General features: G+C 73.8%; 16 protein-coding genes. 8 read left to right on the top strand and 8 right to left on the bottom strand.

Annotated features, from left to right (window positions below; translation table 11 throughout):
• Nucleotides 1-4 precede the first annotated feature (4 nt).
• Both proC and E4622_RS15950 read right to left on the bottom strand, forming a co-directional pair.
• On the bottom strand, nt 5-811 hold the full coding sequence (proC, locus tag E4622_RS15955; protein ID WP_134741196.1) for a pyrroline-5-carboxylate reductase: 807 nt from the start codon (nt 809-811) through the stop codon (nt 5-7).
• A 115-nt stretch (nt 812-926) separates the two neighbouring features.
• Nucleotides 927-1,856 (bottom strand): proline dehydrogenase family protein, encoded by a 930-nt coding sequence (locus tag E4622_RS15950; RefSeq protein WP_134741464.1) that lies wholly within the window; start codon nt 1,854-1,856, stop codon nt 927-929.
• A gap of 144 nt (nt 1,857-2,000) precedes the next feature.
• On the opposite strand from E4622_RS15950, the gene E4622_RS15945 reads away from it, so the two are divergent.
• Genes E4622_RS15945 through E4622_RS15935 form a run of 3 tightly spaced genes read left to right on the top strand, consistent with a single transcriptional unit; the run spans nt 2,001 to nt 5,958 of the window.
• Nucleotides 2,001-4,094: an MMPL family transporter gene (locus tag E4622_RS15945; protein WP_134741195.1), complete on the top strand. Its 2,094-nt coding sequence runs from the start codon at nt 2,001-2,003 to the stop codon at nt 4,092-4,094.
• Between the two features lie 41 nt (nt 4,095-4,135).
• Nucleotides 4,136-5,281, top strand: a complete 1,146-nt coding sequence (locus E4622_RS15940; protein WP_134741194.1) for a sensor histidine kinase — start codon at nt 4,136-4,138, stop codon at nt 5,279-5,281.
• Nucleotides 5,278-5,958, top strand: coding sequence for a response regulator transcription factor (locus E4622_RS15935; RefSeq protein ID WP_134741193.1), 681 nt, complete (start codon nt 5,278-5,280; stop codon nt 5,956-5,958). Before E4622_RS15940 ends, E4622_RS15935 begins: the two co-directional genes overlap by 4 nt.
• A gap of 8 nt (nt 5,959-5,966) precedes the next feature.
• Here the strand turns inward: E4622_RS15935 and E4622_RS15930 are convergent, their stop codons facing one another.
• Both E4622_RS15930 and E4622_RS15925 read right to left on the bottom strand, forming a co-directional pair.
• Nucleotides 5,967-6,701: an ABC transporter permease gene (locus E4622_RS15930; protein ID WP_134741192.1), complete on the bottom strand. Its 735-nt coding sequence runs from the start codon at nt 6,699-6,701 to the stop codon at nt 5,967-5,969.
• Complete coding sequence (locus tag E4622_RS15925) at nt 6,698-7,408, bottom strand: ABC transporter ATP-binding protein (protein WP_134741191.1); 711 nt, start codon at nt 7,406-7,408, stop codon at nt 6,698-6,700. The genes E4622_RS15930 and E4622_RS15925 overlap by 4 nt, the downstream gene beginning before the upstream one ends.
• Nucleotides 7,409-7,443: 35 nt before the next feature.
• Between E4622_RS15925 and E4622_RS15920 the strand changes: the two genes are divergently transcribed.
• Nucleotides 7,444-7,857, top strand: coding sequence for a hypothetical protein (locus E4622_RS15920; RefSeq protein WP_134741190.1), 414 nt, complete (start codon nt 7,444-7,446; stop codon nt 7,855-7,857).
• Between the two features lie 13 nt (nt 7,858-7,870).
• On the opposite strand, the gene E4622_RS23355 is transcribed toward E4622_RS15920, so the two are convergent.
• From E4622_RS23355 to E4622_RS15905, 3 genes are read right to left on the bottom strand one after another with little or no spacing between them, the layout of a single operon-like run.
• Complete coding sequence (locus tag E4622_RS23355) at nt 7,871-8,470, bottom strand: TetR family transcriptional regulator (protein WP_134741189.1); 600 nt, start codon at nt 8,468-8,470, stop codon at nt 7,871-7,873.
• Nucleotides 8,467-9,258, bottom strand: coding sequence for a sugar phosphate isomerase/epimerase (locus tag E4622_RS15910; protein ID WP_134741188.1), 792 nt, complete (start codon nt 9,256-9,258; stop codon nt 8,467-8,469). Before E4622_RS15910 ends, E4622_RS23355 begins: the two co-directional genes overlap by 4 nt.
• A gap of 1 nt (nt 9,259) precedes the next feature.
• Entirely contained in the window at nt 9,260-10,195 is a 936-nt protein-coding gene (locus E4622_RS15905; RefSeq protein ID WP_134741187.1) for a Ppx/GppA phosphatase family protein, read from the bottom strand.
• Nucleotides 10,196-10,253: 58 nt separating this feature from the next.
• On the opposite strand from E4622_RS15905, the gene E4622_RS15900 reads away from it, so the two are divergent.
• The 3 genes from E4622_RS15900 (at nt 10,254) to E4622_RS15890 (ending at nt 12,468) form a co-directional block, all read left to right on the top strand.
• Nucleotides 10,254-11,030, top strand: a complete 777-nt coding sequence (locus tag E4622_RS15900; protein WP_134741186.1) for a hypothetical protein — start codon at nt 10,254-10,256, stop codon at nt 11,028-11,030.
• Between the two features lie 86 nt (nt 11,031-11,116).
• Nucleotides 11,117-11,755 carry a VOC family protein gene (locus E4622_RS15895; protein ID WP_134741185.1) on the top strand — a complete coding sequence of 213 codons (639 nt, stop codon included), beginning with the start codon at nt 11,117-11,119 and terminating at the stop codon, nt 11,753-11,755.
• Between the two features lie 26 nt (nt 11,756-11,781).
• Nucleotides 11,782-12,468 carry a class I SAM-dependent methyltransferase gene (locus tag E4622_RS15890; protein WP_245156058.1) on the top strand — a complete coding sequence of 229 codons (687 nt, stop codon included), beginning with the start codon at nt 11,782-11,784 and terminating at the stop codon, nt 12,466-12,468.
• A gap of 21 nt (nt 12,469-12,489) precedes the next feature.
• Here the strand turns inward: E4622_RS15890 and E4622_RS15885 are convergent, their stop codons facing one another.
• Nucleotides 12,490-13,521 carry a LacI family DNA-binding transcriptional regulator gene (locus E4622_RS15885; protein WP_134741184.1) on the bottom strand — a complete coding sequence of 344 codons (1,032 nt, stop codon included), beginning with the start codon at nt 13,519-13,521 and terminating at the stop codon, nt 12,490-12,492.
• 130 nt (nt 13,522-13,651) lie between these two features.
• Here E4622_RS15885 and radA point away from each other — a divergent pair, with 130 nt between their 5' ends.
• Nucleotides 13,652-15,076, top strand: a complete 1,425-nt coding sequence (gene radA, locus E4622_RS15880; RefSeq protein ID WP_134741183.1) for a DNA repair protein RadA — start codon at nt 13,652-13,654, stop codon at nt 15,074-15,076.
• Nucleotides 15,077-15,093 lie beyond the last annotated feature (17 nt).

Below are 15,093 nucleotides of genomic sequence, written 5' to 3'. Positions count from 1 at the left end.
CGTCTCAGCTGCCCTGGGCGAGCTCGCGCGAGCGGTCGCGCGCGGCCTCCATGGCGGCCAGGAACGCCGCCCGCACCCGGTGGATCTCCAGCTCCCGCAGGGCGGAGGCGGTGGTGCCGCCCGGCGAGGTGACCTGCTCGCGCAGCACCGTCGGGTGGGTGCCGGTCTCGCGCAGCATCTTGGCGGAGCCGACCAGCGTCTGGATCACGAGCTCGCTCGCCGTCGTGCGCGGCAGCCCGAGGTGCACGCCGGCCTCGATCATCGACTCGACGACGAAGAAGATGTAGGCGGGGCCGGACCCGGAGATGGCGGTGACGGCGTCCTGCTGGCGCTCGGGGATCCGCAGCACCTTGCCGACCGACGCCATGAGCGACTCGGCCTCGGCGAGCTGGGTGTCGTCGCAGTGCGAGCCCGGCGAGATCGCGGACATCCCCTCGTCGACCAGCGCGGGCGTGTTGGGCATGACGCGGACGACGGCGACCCCCTCGGGCACGCGCGACTCGATGAAGGCGGTCGTGATGCCGGCGGCGAGGGAGACGACGAGCTGGCCGGGGCGCAGCACGCCCGCGATCTCCTCGAGCAGGTCGCCCATGTCCTGCGGCTTCACCACCAGCGCGAGGGTGTCCGCCTTGCCGGCCGCCTCGACGTTGGTGACCACCGAGACGCCGTAGCGCTCCTCGAGCTCGCGGGCGCGCTCGGCGCGCTTCTCGCCGACCAGCAGGCGGTCGACCCGGCGACCCGCGCGGACGAGGCCGGAGAGCAGGGTCTCGCCCATCACGCCGGCGCCGAGGATGGCGGTCTGCGAACTCATGTGTACTCCCTGTACTGGATTTCGACGCGCCCGTCGCGGCCTCGTTCCTCGGCCGCGGGGCTTGCTCAATCTTCGCCCGCCACGCGCCCGCTCCTTCGTCGCGCGCGCTGCGGTCTCACTTCTTCGAGATCAGCGACCTCAGGAAGAATGACAGGTTCTGCGGCCGCTCGGCGAGGCGACGCATCAGGTAGCCGTACCACTCGCCGCCGTAGGGCACGTAGACGCGCACCTTGTCGCCGCCCTCGGCCAGGCGCCGCTGCTCGGTGGGTCGGATGCCGTAGAGCATCTGGAACTCGTAGGTCTGCTGCGCCCGCCCGTAGCGGCTGGCCAGCGACGAGGCGATCTCGACCAGGCGCGGGTCGTGGGTCGCGACCATCGGGTAGCCGTCGCCCGCCAGCAGGATCTTCAGGCAGCGCACGTAGGACTTGTCGACGTCGACCCGGTCCTGGAAGGCCACGGACTCGGGCTCGTTGTAGGCGCCCTTGCACAGCCGGACCCGCGAGCCCTCGTAGGCCAGCGAGCGGCAGTCGTCCTCGGTGCGGTGCAGGTAGGCCTGCAGCACCGCGCCGGTCTCCGGGAAGTCCTTGCGCAGGTCGCGCAGGATGGCCAGCGTCGAGTCGGTGGTGGTGTGGTCCTCCATGTCGAGGGTCACCGTCGTGCCGGCGTTGCGCGCGGCGCGGCAGATCGTGCGGGCGTTCTCCAGCGCGACCTTGTGGCCGTGGTCGGGCAGCGCCTGGCCGATCGCGGACAGCTTGACCGACACCTCGGCGTGCCGGGTCAGGCCGGCGGCGCCCAGCGCCTTGAGGACCTCGACGTACGCCGCCACGGTGGCCTCGGCCTGCGCGGCGTCGACGGTGTCCTCGCCGAGGAAGTCGAGCGTCACCTCGAGCCCGTCGTCGACCAGGCGCCGCGTGGCGTCGACCGCCGTGTCCGTGGTCTCCCCCGGGACGTAGCCGGTGACGACGCCGGAGGTCACGGGCAGGGTGCTGACGAGCTTCTTGACCTGAGCGCTGCGCGACAGGAGGAGGATCGGCTGGCGGAGCAGGGACATGCTCCCCAGGCTAGTTCAGCCCCCGGCACGCACCGCCGACGCGCCTCCCGGCGGCGTACACCGCTCGGAGTACGCCGCCCGGCGGGAGCATCCCCCAGCACGACGCGCCCGGGAGCCGCAGCCCGAAGGATCGTCGGCATGACCCTCACCCTCCTGCACCGCATCATCGCGCGTCCTCGCCGAGTCCTCGTCGGGCTCTTCCTCTTCGTGCTCGTCGCCGGCGCCCTCGGCGGCCCGGTGGCGGGCGCGCTGGACTCCTCCGGCGGGTTCGTCCCCGGCGACTCCGACTCGGCCAGGGCCGTGGAGCGCGTCGAGGCGGCCACCGGCCTCGCCCCGGACCCGGGCCTCGCGGTCCTGGTCGACGACACCGACCCCGTCCGGGTCGAGGAGGTGAGCGACCGGCTCGCCGCCGTCGACGGCGTCGCCCAGGTGACGCCCGGCGGCCCCTCCGAGGACGGCACCAGCACGCTCGTCCTCGGCACGCTCGACGCCTCCGCGACCGACGACGACGTCGCCGCCGACGCGATCGAGGAGTTCGCCGACGACGGGGACGTCACGGTCGGCGGCGGCGCCACGGCCGGCCTCCAGATCGGCGAGAGCGTCGGCGAGGACCTCGCCCGCGCCGAGCTGTTCGCCATGCCGCTGCTGCTGCTGCTCTCCCTGCTGTTCTTCGGCGGCCGCGCCGCACTCCTGCCGCTGGTCGTGGGGGTCACCACCGTGCTCGGCACCTTCCTGACCCTCGCGGGGGTCAACCAGGTCTACGGCCTGAGCGTCTTCGCCCTCAACCTCGTCATCGGCCTCGGGCTGGGCCTGGCCATCGACTACACGCTCTTCCTCCTGACCCGCTACCGCGAGGAGCTCACCCGGCACGGGCCGACGCCCGCCGCGGTGGTCGCGACGATGCAGACCGCCGGGCGCACCGTGGTGTTCTCCGCGGCCACCGTGGCCGTCGCCCTCGTGACGCTCACGATCTTCCCGATGGGCTTCCTGAAGTCGATGGGCATCGCGGGCGCCGTCGTGGCCGTCGTCGCCGCCCTCGCCGCCCTGGTCGTGTCGCCCGCCTTCTTCGCCCTGATGGGCGCCCGGCTCCAGCGCCGCTCGGCCGGCTCGGGGGCGGCGGCCGAGGGCCGCTGGTACCGGCTCTCGCACGCCGTCATGCGCCGCCCCGGCCGGGTCGCGGCCGCCACCGCCGTCGTGATGGTGGTCCTGTCGGCGCCCGCCCTGCGGGCCGAGTGGACGCCGGTCGACGAGACCGTCGTCCCCACCGACCAGAGCGCGCGGATCGTGTCGGACCGGCTGGCCGACGAGTTCGCCGGCACCGGCACGACCCCGGTCACCGTCGCGATCCAGGCCGACGACGGCCGGCAGGTGGCGGAGTACGCCGCGCAGGCCGGCGGCCTGGACGGCGTACGGGACGCGGCGGAGCCGGTCGCGCTCGACGACCGCACGTGGCAGCTCGCGCTGCCGGTCGAGGGGTCCGCCGCGGGCGAGCGCGCCCAGGAGGTGGTCGGCGAGCTCCGTGACCTCCGGGTCGAGGGCGTCGACGCCCTGGTCGCCGGACCGGCCGCCGAGTTCGTCGACCAGCAGGCCGCCATCAGCGGCAGCCTGCCTCTCGCCATCGCCCTGCTGGTGCTGCTCACGCTGCTGGTCCTGTGGCTGATGACCGGCTCGGTGGTGCTGCCGCTCAAGGCGGTCGTGATGAACACGCTCACCGTCGGCGTCGCGCTCGGCGCGCTCACCTTCGTCTACCAGGACGGCCGGCTGACCGGGCTGCTCGGCTACACGCCCAACGGCGGCATCGAGCCCACCGACTTCCTCGTGGCCGCCGCCCTGGTCTTCGCCCTGTCGACCGACTACGGCGTCTTCCTGCTCGGGCGCATCAAGGAGGAGCGCGAGGCGGGGCTGTCGGAGAGCGAGGCCGTCGCGACCGGGCTCGGCCGCACCGGCTCGGTGGTCACCGCCGCCGCGCTGCTGCTGGCGGTCGCGATCGGGGCCTTCAGCACCAGCTCGATCTCGTTCATCCAGCAGATCGGCGTCGCCACCGCGGTCGGGGTCCTGGTGGACGCCTTCGTGGTGCGGTCGCTCCTGGTGCCGTCGCTGATGGGCCTGCTGGGCAAGTGGAACTGGTGGGCGCCCATGTGGCTGCGCCGTCTCCACGACCGGGTGGGTCTGTCGGAGGGACCCGTCGTGCCTGCCGAGGAGCGCGCTCGCGTGCTCGCGGATACTCCCTGAGGACGACGCGGGGCCGGGTCACCCACCGCTACCGTCGGGGGGTGACCCGGCCCCACCTCCCGCCTCGCGTCCTCGACGTCGGGGCGTTCGTCCTGTGCGTGGGCCCGATGCTCATCGAGCTCTTCCGCAGCGAGAAGGGCGAGCCGTCGGCGGCCGGCGTGGTGGCCATCGTCGCCATCTGCCTGCCGGTGCTGGTGCGGCGCCAGCACCCCGAGCTGGCGCTCACCGCCGCGATGGTGCTGCTCTTCGGCGTCACCGAGACGACGCCGGTCTACCAGACGATCGCGGTCTCGCCGGTCGTCTGCGCCTATGCGCTCGCCAGCCTGCGCGGGCGGCGCTCGTTCTGGGCCGCGCCACCGAGCATGCTCCTCGTGGCCTACATCCTGGCGACGTACAGCCCGCACTCGCTCTTCGACGTCGACACCGCGCGCAACCTCGGCCTGGTCGTGCTGCCGCTGGCCCTGGGCGTCATGGCCCACGACCGCCGCACGATGCTGGCCGGTCTCGTCGAGCGGGCCGAGACCGCGGAGCGCACCCGCGAGGAGGAGACCCGCCGCCGGGTCGGCGAGGAGCGGCTGCGGATCGCCCGCGACGTGCACGACGTCGTCGCGCACGCGATGGTGGCCATCAACGTGCAGGCCGGGGTGGGCGCGCACCTGCTGGAGCGCGACCCCGAGCGGGCGCGCGCGACCCTGCGCGACATCAAGCGGGTCAGCGGCGAGGCGCTCGACGACCTGCGCTCCATGCTCGGCATCCTGCGCGACCCCCAGGACGAGGACGCCCCCATCCGGCCGACCGCCGACCTCGCCGCGCTCGACGACCTGCGCGACGGCCTGGCCGCCGCCGGGGTGGACGTCGACGTCACCATCGACCCGGGCGCGTTCCCGCTGCCGGCCTCGATCGGCGCCACGGGCTACCGGATCGTGCAGGAGGCGCTCACCAACGTGCTGCGCCACGCGGGGACGACGACGGCCCGCGTGCGCGTCGCGCGCACGGACGACCGGGTCCTGATCGAGGTCGAGGACGACGGCACCGGCACGGCGCCGACCGACGACAGCGGCTCCGGCAACGGGGTGCGCGGCATGCGCGAGCGCGCCCTCGCGGCCGGCGGGACGCTGGAGGCCGGTCCCCGACCCGAGGGCGGGTGGCGCGTGTCCGCGTCCCTCCCGGCGGGGGCTCCGACGTGAGCGGGCCGATCCGGGTCCTGCTCGTCGACGACCAGACCCTCGTGCGGGCCGGCTTCCGCGCGCTGCTGGACTCCGAGCCCGACCTCGAGGTCGTCGGCGAGGCCGTCGACGGCGAGGAGGCGGTGGCCCGGGCGAGCGCCACGCTGCCCGACGTGGTGCTGATGGACATCCGGATGCCGCACGTCGACGGGCTCGAGGCCACCCGGCGCATCACCGCCGACCCGCGCCTGGCCGGCAGCCGCGTGATCGTGCTGACGACGTTCGAGCTGGACGAGTACGTCTTCGGCGCGCTGCGCGCGGGCGCGTCGGGCTTCCTGCTCAAGGACATCGAGCCGGACGCGCTGATCGACGCGGTGCGCCTGGTGCACGCCGGTCAGGCGCTCCTGGCGCCGCGGGTCACGCGTGCGCTCATCGAGGCCTACGTGTCGTCGACCGCCGCCCGCGAGCCCGTCCCCGCTCCGGCGCCGCCCGACCAGCGGCTGACGGCGCTCACGCCGCGCGAGCGGGAGATCCTCGGGCTCGTCGGCCGCGGGATGTCCAACCACGAGATCGCCGAGCACCTCGTGCTCTCCCCGCTGACCGCCAAGACCCACGTGTCGCGGCTCTTCCTCAAGCTCGGCGCCCGCGACCGTGCCCAGCTCGTCGTGGCCGCCTACGAGACCGGCCTCGTGGGATAGCCGGTCGGCTAGGACGTACGTCGGCGCAGCGTCGCCGCGCCGAGCGCGAGCCCGGCCACGACGAACCCCGCCACGACGGCGAGGTCGCCCCACACCTCGCCCGTGGACGACAACGAGGTGAGGTGCGCCATCGCGTCGACGGCGTAGGACAGCGGCAGCACGTCGGAGACCGCCCCCAGGACGTCGGGCATGTCGTCGCGCGGCACCAGCAGCCCGCACAGCAGGATCTGCGGGACGACGAGCGCCGGCATGAACTGCACCGCCTGGAACTCCGTCTGCGCGAACGCCGAGACGAAGAGACCCAACGCGGTGCCCAGCACGGCGTCGACCACGGCCACGACGGCGAGCAGCCACACCGGCCCGGCGAGCTCGAGCCCGAGCAGCCCGACGCTGACCCCCACGGCGATCGCGGACTGGGCGGCCGCGACGGCGCCGAACGCCACGGCGTACCCGAGCAGGAAGTCGAGCCTGCCCATCGGCATCGCGAGCAGCCGCTCCAGCGTGCCGCTGGACCGCTCGCGCAGCGTCGTCACGCTGGTCACGAGGAACATCACGATGAACGGGAAGATCGCCAGCAGGGCGGGTCCGAGGCGGTCGAAGGCGGGGCCGGCGTCTGCGTACATCCACCACAGCAGCGTCATCAGCAGCGTCGGGAGCACCAGCAGCATCGCGAGCGTGCGGTGGTCGCGGCGGACCTGGGTCAGGACGCGGCGCGCGACGGCGGTCGTCGTACGGGCGCTCATGCCGCCGCCTCCACCAGGGTGAGGAACGCCGTCTCGACGTCGGTGGCCCCGGCCCGCTGCTTGATCGCGGCGGGGGTGTCGTCGGCGAGGATGCGGCCCTCGCGCATGAGCAGCAGCCGGTCGCAGCGCTCGGCCTCGTCCATGACGTGGCTGGAGACGAGCACGGTGGCGCCCCGCTCCGCGATCCCGTGGAAGAGCTCCCAGAGGTCGCGCCGCAGCACCGGGTCGAGGCCGACCGTGGGCTCGTCGAGGACCAGCAGGTCGGGCTCGCCCAGCAACGCCACCGCGAGACTGACCCGGCTGCGCTGTCCGCCGCTGAGCCGTCCCGCCACCGCGTCGCGGTGGCCGGCCAGGTCGACCGCCTCGACGGCACGCTCGACCGCGCCGGCGTCGACGCCGAGGACCCGGGCGAAGAAGCGGAGGTTCTCGGCGACGGTCAGGTCGTCGTAGACGCTGGCGGCCTGGGTGACGTAGCCGACCCGGTGGCGCAGGCCCGCGCTGCCCGCCGGCTCCCCCAGCACGGTGACGCTGCCGCCGGCGACCCGCTGGACGCCGACGAGGGCCCGCAGGAGCGTGGACTTGCCGCACCCCGACGGTCCCAGCAGCCCGGTGACGCCCGCGCCGACGCGGAGGTCCAGGTCCGTCAGGACCGGGCGCCCGCCGCGCACCACGGTCAGCCCCTCGACCTCGATCGTTGAATTCATCATGTGATGAATTGTGCACCTCGGGGCAGGATGGCGCAATGACGATCGAGCGGGAACAGGTGGTGGGACTGCTGCTCGAGGCCTGCCCGTCCTTCGAGCCCGTCTGGCGCGACGAGGCCGAGGAGCAGGGCGCCGACGAGGGCGGCCGGCTCCACTACTCCGACGCGGCGGCCTTCTCGCGCCACGTCGTCTCCCTCCTCGCGGCGGGTCGCACGGCCGAGCTGCCGGCGACGTTCGCCGCCATCGAGCGGCTCCACGTCGAGGGCGACGACCGCGTGCGGGAGCTCGCGACCATCGGCTACCTCGAGGACCTGCAGAACGCCCTGCTCCGCGCCGGGCTGCCGATGGACCTGGCGGTGGGCTGGCTCGGCCCGGAGAGCCTGCGGTGGTGGCGCGGCGTCCAGGACTTCTGGTCCGGCAGGCCCCCGCCGCCGGTGCGACCGGTCGACTGAGCCGACGCGACGCCTACGGCAGCGGACCGGTGAGGTAGCCCTGGAGCACCGGCGCGTACGTCGCCACGACCTGCTCGGCGGGCAGCGAGGCGAGCGGCTCGATCTCCAGCAGGTAGCGGATCACGACCAGCCCGAGCAGCTGCGAGGCGACGTGGCTCATCCGGCGGGCCGGCTCGTCGACCCCGAGGGCGTCGCCGACCGGTTGGAGGACCAGGCGCAGGAAGCCGTCGCGCAGGAGCTGCTGCGACTGGGGCTCCCCCACCCCGCGCAGCAGCGCGAGCATCGGCAGCCGCGTGTCGGGGTCGTCCCACACCGAGACGAACAGGCGCATGAGTCGCTCGCCGACGCCGTCGGGCCCTCCCGCGACGACCGGAAGCACGGCCTCGCGGGGGTCGACGCGCAGGTCGAGCGAGGCGACGAACAGGTCGTCCTTGGTCCCGAAGTAGTGGTGCACCAGCGCCGCGTCGACGCCGGCCGCGGCGGCGATGGAGCGGACCGACGTACGACCGAAGCCGGAGGCGGCGAACCCCTCACGGGCGGCGGCGAGGATCGCCGCGCGGGTGTCCGGCGCACCCGGGCGGCGCCCTCGCCGAGGAGCGGGGGCCGACGTCACGTGGCCGGCACCGCGAGGTGCTCGCGCGCGAACTCCAGCGACTCGCGCAGGTCGGCCTCGCGCTCCTCGTGGCTGCTGCAGCGGCGAGTGTTGATCTCGACGACGACCTCGCCGGCGAAGCCCACCCGGGTCAGCCGACGCAGGAAGGCGCCGGCGTCCATGACGCCACGGCCCGGCACCAGATGCTCGTCCTTGGCGGACCCGCTGCCGTCGGTGAGGTGGACGTGACGCAGCCGCTCACCCAGCCGATCGGCCATCTCGATCGGGTCGGACGCGGCGATGGCGGCGTGGGACAGGTCGATGGTGGTGTTGGCGTAGGGCTCCGCGGAGGGGTCCCAGCCGGGGGCGTACATCTCCATGCCACGGCGCGAGGAGGCCCGCCAGGGGTACATGTTCTCCACCGCGAAGGCGATGCCGGTGGAGTTCTCCAGGGCGGCGATGCCGTTGACGAAGTCGCGGGCGTACTCGCGCTGCCACCGGAACGGCGGGTGCACGACGACCACCTCGGCGCCCACCTCGTGCGCCATCTCGGCGGAGCGCTGCAGCTTGCCCCACGGCTCGGTGCCCCAGACGCGCTGGGTGAAGAGCAGGCAGGGGGCGTGGACGGCGCTCACGGGCAGCCCGTGGTGCTCGGCGAGCTGCTTGACCGCGGAGGTCTGCTGGCTCAGCGCGTCGATGCCGACCATCACCTCGACGGCGTCGTAGCCCAGGTCGGCGGCGTAGGCGAAGGCGTGCGCGGACGACTCGGGGTAGACCGAGGCCGTGGAGAGACCGATGCGGGTGGCCACGTCAGTCCAGCACGCTCAGGGCGTCGAGCCGCTCCAGGATGACGCCCTCGCGCAGCGCCCACGGGCAGATCTCGAGCTCGGCGAGGTCGAAGATGTCCATACACGCCTCCGCGACGAGAGCACCCGGCAGGATCTGGTGGGTGCGGCTCGGGGAGACCCCCGGCAGCGACGCCAGCTCCGTCGACGGCATCGCCGCCAGCTTGGGGATCCACGCCCGCAGCGAATCCAGCGGCAGCGTGCGGGGAACGAGCGGTCCGTCGCTCGACGGCGCCGCGCCGCAGATGCGGCCCAGCGAGCGGAAGGTCTTGGACGTCGCGGCCGCGCGGTGCGGCGCGCCCGCCCGGAGCAGGTTGCCGGCGTCGCGCGCGATCTCGGTGCGGATCTCCTTGCGGAGCCGGCGGATCGTCTGCTCGTCGACGGTGTGCTCGCCGACGAGCTGGCGCGCCAGCCTGGCCGCGCCGAGGGGCAGGGACCAGGCCACGTCGGGGCGCTCGTCGGTCCCGCCCGCGATCTCCAGCGACCCGCCGCCGATGTCGAAGACCGCCAGCCGGCCGGCCGACCACCCGAACCACCGTCGCACGGCGAGGAAGGTCAGGCGCGCCTCGGCCTCGCCGGACAGCACCGCGATCTCCTCGCCCGTGCGGTCGCTGACCTGCGCGAGCACCTCGTCGGAGTTGACCGCGTCGCGCACCGCGGACGTGGCGAAGGACAGCATCTCCTGGCAGCCCTTGTCCTCGGCGACCACCAGCGCCTCGGAGGTGAACGCGGCCAGCGCGTCGATGCCGGCCTGGGTCACGGCGCCGGTGTCGTCGAGGTGCTCGGCGAGGCGCAGCGGCTGCTTGTAGGAGTACGCCGGGAGCGGCGCGGCGCCGCCGTGTGCGTCGACCACCAGCAGGTGGCCGGTGTTGGAGCCGATGTCCAGGACGCCCAGGCGCATGCGACCAACGTACCGCCGCCGCATGGGCGGTCCGCACCGCAGCCGTAGGCTGGCGCCCATGCCCGAAGTCGACCTGGTCTTCCCCCGCGCCTTCGTGGAGTTCGTCAACCCCGCCGACGAGACCGAGGTGATGCGCTGCGACCTCACCTGGCTGACGTCGAGCTACATGTGCATCTTCGGCCAGGGCTGCCAGGGCATCTACGCCGACGCACCCGACACCGGCTGCTGCACGCTGGGCGCGCACTTCGCCGACGAGGACGACGAGGAGCGGGTCAAGACCTTCGTCGACCAGCTCGACGAGACGCAGTGGCAGTTCCACCCGGGCCGGCCGGTCAAGCGCAAGGACTGGATCGAGACCGACGACGACGGCGAGCGCAAGACCCGCACGCTGACCGTCGACGGCCAGCAGGCGTGCGTGTTCCACAACCGCGCCGACTTCGCTCCCGCCAACGGACAGGGCGGCGCGGGCTGCGCCCTGCACGGGCTGGCGCTCCAGCAGGGCCGCAACCCGCTGGAGACCAAGCCCGACGTGTGCTGGCAGCTGCCGATCCGGCGGCGCTTCCGCAACGTCGAGCGTCAGGACGGCAGCACCTACACCGAGGTCACCATCACCGAGTACGACCGCGTCGGCTGGGGTCCCGGTGGTCACGACCTCGACTGGTACTGCTCGGGCAACACCGAGGCCCACGTGGCGGTGGAGGCGGTCTACGTGACCCACGAGGCCGAGCTGACCGAGCTCATGGGCAAGGCGGCCTACGACGAGCTGGTCCGGCACTGCGACGCCCACGTGCGCTCGCGATCCGCGCTCGCACTGCACCCCGCCGACCCCCGCTAGGCGTCGGCTCGGGCCAGGTTTCTCGACGTCGAGAGACCTAGACCCCCCTATTCATGGGCCTGATCTGCGTGGCGCAGAATGCCTGCATGCGCCTGGATCATCTCTCGTTCGCAGCAGGGCCGGACGGCCTCGCCAGCACCGCCCAGCGCATCGGGGGGCTGCTCGGTCGGGAGTTCGTGGACGGGGGGATCCACCCTCGCTTCGGCACCCGCAACATGACGCTCGCCCTCGCCGGCGACACCTACCTCGAGATCGTCGAGGTCCTCGACCACCCCGCCTCCGACAAGGCGCCCTTCGGCCAGGCCGTCCGCGCCCGCTCCGCCCTCGGCGGCGGCTGGCTCGGCTGGGTCGTGGCCGTCGACGACATCGCCCCCGTCGAGGAGCGCCTCGGGCGCGCGGCCGTCGTCGGCAGCCGGCACCGTCCCGACGGCACCGAGCTGCGCTGGCGCCAGATCGGCGTCAACGGCCTGATCTCCGACCCGCAGCTGCCGTTCTTCGTGCAGTGGGAGTCCCCCGCCGAGCTGCACCCCTCCGCAGGCGCCGACGGTGCCCTCTCCCTGGCCACGCTGGAGATCGCAGGCGACCCGCAGCGGGTGAGCGAGTGGCTCGGCCACACGGTCGAGGCACCGCTCGAGGACGTCAAGGTCGACTGGGTGGCCCCGCACGGCACGCCCGGCATCCTCGCGGTGCAGGTGCAGACACCCGACGGCCTGGTCCGTCTCTGACCCGCGTCCCCACGCCACGGGGCACCGTGGCGAGCCCCAACATCTGGGAGAACACCGCGACCTACGAGGTCGAGAACCGTGCGGTGGACCCCCACGGCCGCCTCGCCGCCGTCCTGCGCGAGCTCGCCGTCTGGCAGGACGCGACCGTGCTCGACCTCGGCTGCGGCACCGGCTTCCACCTGCCCGGCTTCGCCCGGGACGTCGGCCCGGCCGGGCGCGTCGTCGGCGTGGAGCCGCACCCCGACCTGCTCGCGCTGGCCCGGCGGCGTACCCGCTCGTGGGAGAACGTCACGGTCCTGCAGGGCACCGCGCAGGCCGTCCCGCTGCCCGACGCGTCGGTGGACGTCGTGCACGCGAGGTGGGCCTACTTCTTCGGGCCGGGCTGCGAGCCCGGCCTCGCCGACCTCGACCGCGTCGTACGCCGCGGCGGCGTCGCGCTGGTGATCGACAACGACGCCTCGCGGTCGACGTTCGGGGCGTGGTTCCGCCGGGGCTACCCGCACCTGCCGCCACCGTCCGAGATCGAGCGCTTCTGGGCCACGCGAGGCTGGACCCGCACGCCCGTGGACATGGGCTGGTCGTTCTCCTCGCGCACCGACCTCGAGGCCGTCGTGCGCATCGAGCTCAAGCCGGACGTCGCCGAGGAGGCCCTGCGCCACCACGAGGGCACCGACGTCGACTACGCCGTCAACGTGTGGTCCAAGACGTTCTGAGGCCGCGGCCTCGCGCGGGGGCTACGACGACCCGCGCACCGCGAGCGTCGGCGCCAGCAGGATCCCCGGACCGACCCGGGGAGGGTGGGCCAGCAGGCCCTCGAGCGCGTCGACGACCTGGATGGCGGCGTCCTCGAGCGGCTGGCGCACCGACGTGAGCCCGGGGCGCACGACCTGCGCCACCTGGGAGTCGTCGAAGCCGATGACCGCGATGTCCGCGCCGGCGCGCAGGCCGCGGTCGGCGAGCGTGTGCAGCACGCCCATGGCCAAGGTGTCGGAGGCGCACACGAACGCCGAGGGCCGCGCCTCGTCGAGCAGCACCGCGCTGGCCTCGCGCCCGCTGTTGACGGTGTCCTCGACCCGCGAGGCCATCCCGGTGGTCGACAGGCCACGGTCCTTCAGCGCGCGGCTCCAGCCGGCGCGGCGGTCCTCGCCGATGAAGGAGTCCTTGCGCCAGCCGATCCACGCGATGCGCTCGTGGCCCTTGTCGAGCAGGTGCCGCGTGGCGAGCTCGGTGCCGGCGGCGCCGTCGACGTCGACCCACGGGTGGGTGGCGTCCGGGTCGTCCCAGGGGCGTCCGAACGACACGAACGGCGCGCGGCGCTCGCGCAGCCAGGCGGCCTGGGGGTTGCCGAGGTAGGTGTCGGTGACGACGAAGGCGTCCACCGCGGTCGAGCGGAGCAGGTCGTCGTAGCCTCGCAGCGGGTCGTTGCCGTCACCGGCGAAGAGCAGCACGTGGTAGCCGGCCTCGCCGGTCGTCTCCACGAGCGAGTGCACGAAGCGGTCGATCGCGGCGTTGGCCGTGAACTCCTGGCCCGGGCTCATCCGCATCCCGATGAGGTGCGAGGACCGCGTGCGCAGGTTGCGGGCGGCGCGGTTGGGCGAGTAGCCCAGCTCCTCGATGGCGTCCTGGACCCGCACCAGGGTGTCGGCGCGCAGCAGGTCGGGGTTGTTGACCGCGTTGGAGACCGTCTGGCGCGAGACGCCGGCGAGCTCGGCCACGTCGGCGAGGGTCGGCGCGGCGGTGGGCACCCGCCCGGGGATCCGACTCATCTCACCTCCCGAGGTCTTGATCGTTCCAACGGGGAGCATAACGGCGTACGACGCCGCGTCAGGCCATTCCCAGGGGTGGACGACGCGGGGCGGCGGCGGGCTGTCGGCGGCAACGCCTAGCGTGGCGACCATGGCCAAGCCCCCTCGCTCCGCGTTCCGCTGCTCCGAGTGCGGATGGGAGACCACCAAGTGGGTCGGGCGCTGCGGTGAGTGCCAGGCGTGGGGCTCGGTGGCCGAGGCCGCCGCCGTGACCACGGGCCGCACCGCCGCCAGCGCGGTCACCCAGGCCGCGGTGCCGATCGGCTCGGTCTCCGTGGCGGAGTCGGCGTTCCGCGGCAGCGGCGTCCCCGAGCTCGACCGCGTGCTGGGCGGCGGGCTGGTGCCCGGCGCCGCGATCCTGCTGGCCGGCGAGCCCGGCGTCGGCAAGAGCACGCTGCTGCTCGAGGTCGCGGCGCAGACCGCCCGCTACCGCCGCCGCACCCTCTACGTCACCGGCGAGGAGTCCGCCTCCCAGGTGCGGATGCGCGCCGACCGCACCGGCGGGGTCTTCGACGAGCTCTACCTCGCCGCCGAGACCGACCTCGGTGCGATCCTCACCCACATCGAGACCGTCCGCCCCGAGCTCCTGGTCGTCGACTCCGTGCAGACCATCGGCGCCCCGGGGCTCGAGGGCGTCCCCGGCGGGGTCACCCAGGTCAAGGAGGTCGCCGCCGCGCTGATCCGGGTCGCCAAGACCCGCAACATCACCGTCGTGCTGGTCGGCCACGTCACCAAGGACGGCTCGATCGCCGGCCCCCGCGTGCTGGAGCACCTCGTCGACGTCGTGCTGCACTTCGAGGGTGACCGCAACTCCCGCTTCCGGATGCTGCGCGCGGTGAAGAACCGCTTCGGCCCCGTCGACGAGGTCGGCTGCTTCGACCTCGGCTCCGAGGGCATCACGGCGGTCACCGACCCCACCGGCCTCTTCATCGAGAACCACCACGGCCGGGTGCCCGGCACCTGCGTGGCGGTCACGATGGAGGGCCGGCGTCCCATGCTGGCCGAGGTGCAGGCCCTGGTGACGATCTCGGCGATGGAGCGACCGCGCCGCACCACCTCGGGGCTCGACGGCTCGCGCATCGCGATGGTGCTGGCGGTCCTGCAGCAGCACTGCGGCATCCGCCTCCACCAGCACGACGTCTTCGCCTCGACCGTCGGTGGCGCGCGGCTCACCGAGCCGGCCAGCGACCTGGCGGTCGCGCTCGCGCTGGCCTCCGCCACCTTCGGCACCGCCCCACCCGCCGGCGTGGTCGCCATGGGCGAGATCGGGCTCGCGGGCGAGCTGCGCCGGGTGCGCGACCTGCCCCAGCGCATCGCCGAGGCCGCCCGTCTCGGCTTCCGCATGGCGGTGGTGCCCACGGGTCCCGAGAGCGCCGGCGGCGTACGCCCGGTGTCGCAGGACCGCATGGTCGACGGCATGCGCGTGGTCGACGCGCCCGACGTCGGTTCGGCCCTGCGACTGCTCGGTGTCTCCCGTCCGGCAAACGGGAGGCTCCGCAGCGCCGACGACGGCTAAACTCCCAGGGCGGCCGG

This window comes from Nocardioides sp. 503, from assembly GCF_004522095.1.
Classification (GTDB): Bacteria; Actinomycetota; Actinomycetes; order Propionibacteriales; family Nocardioidaceae; genus Nocardioides.
The sequence above is the reverse complement of the archived record's forward strand: the minus strand, read 5'-3'. Positions and strand labels throughout refer to the sequence as shown.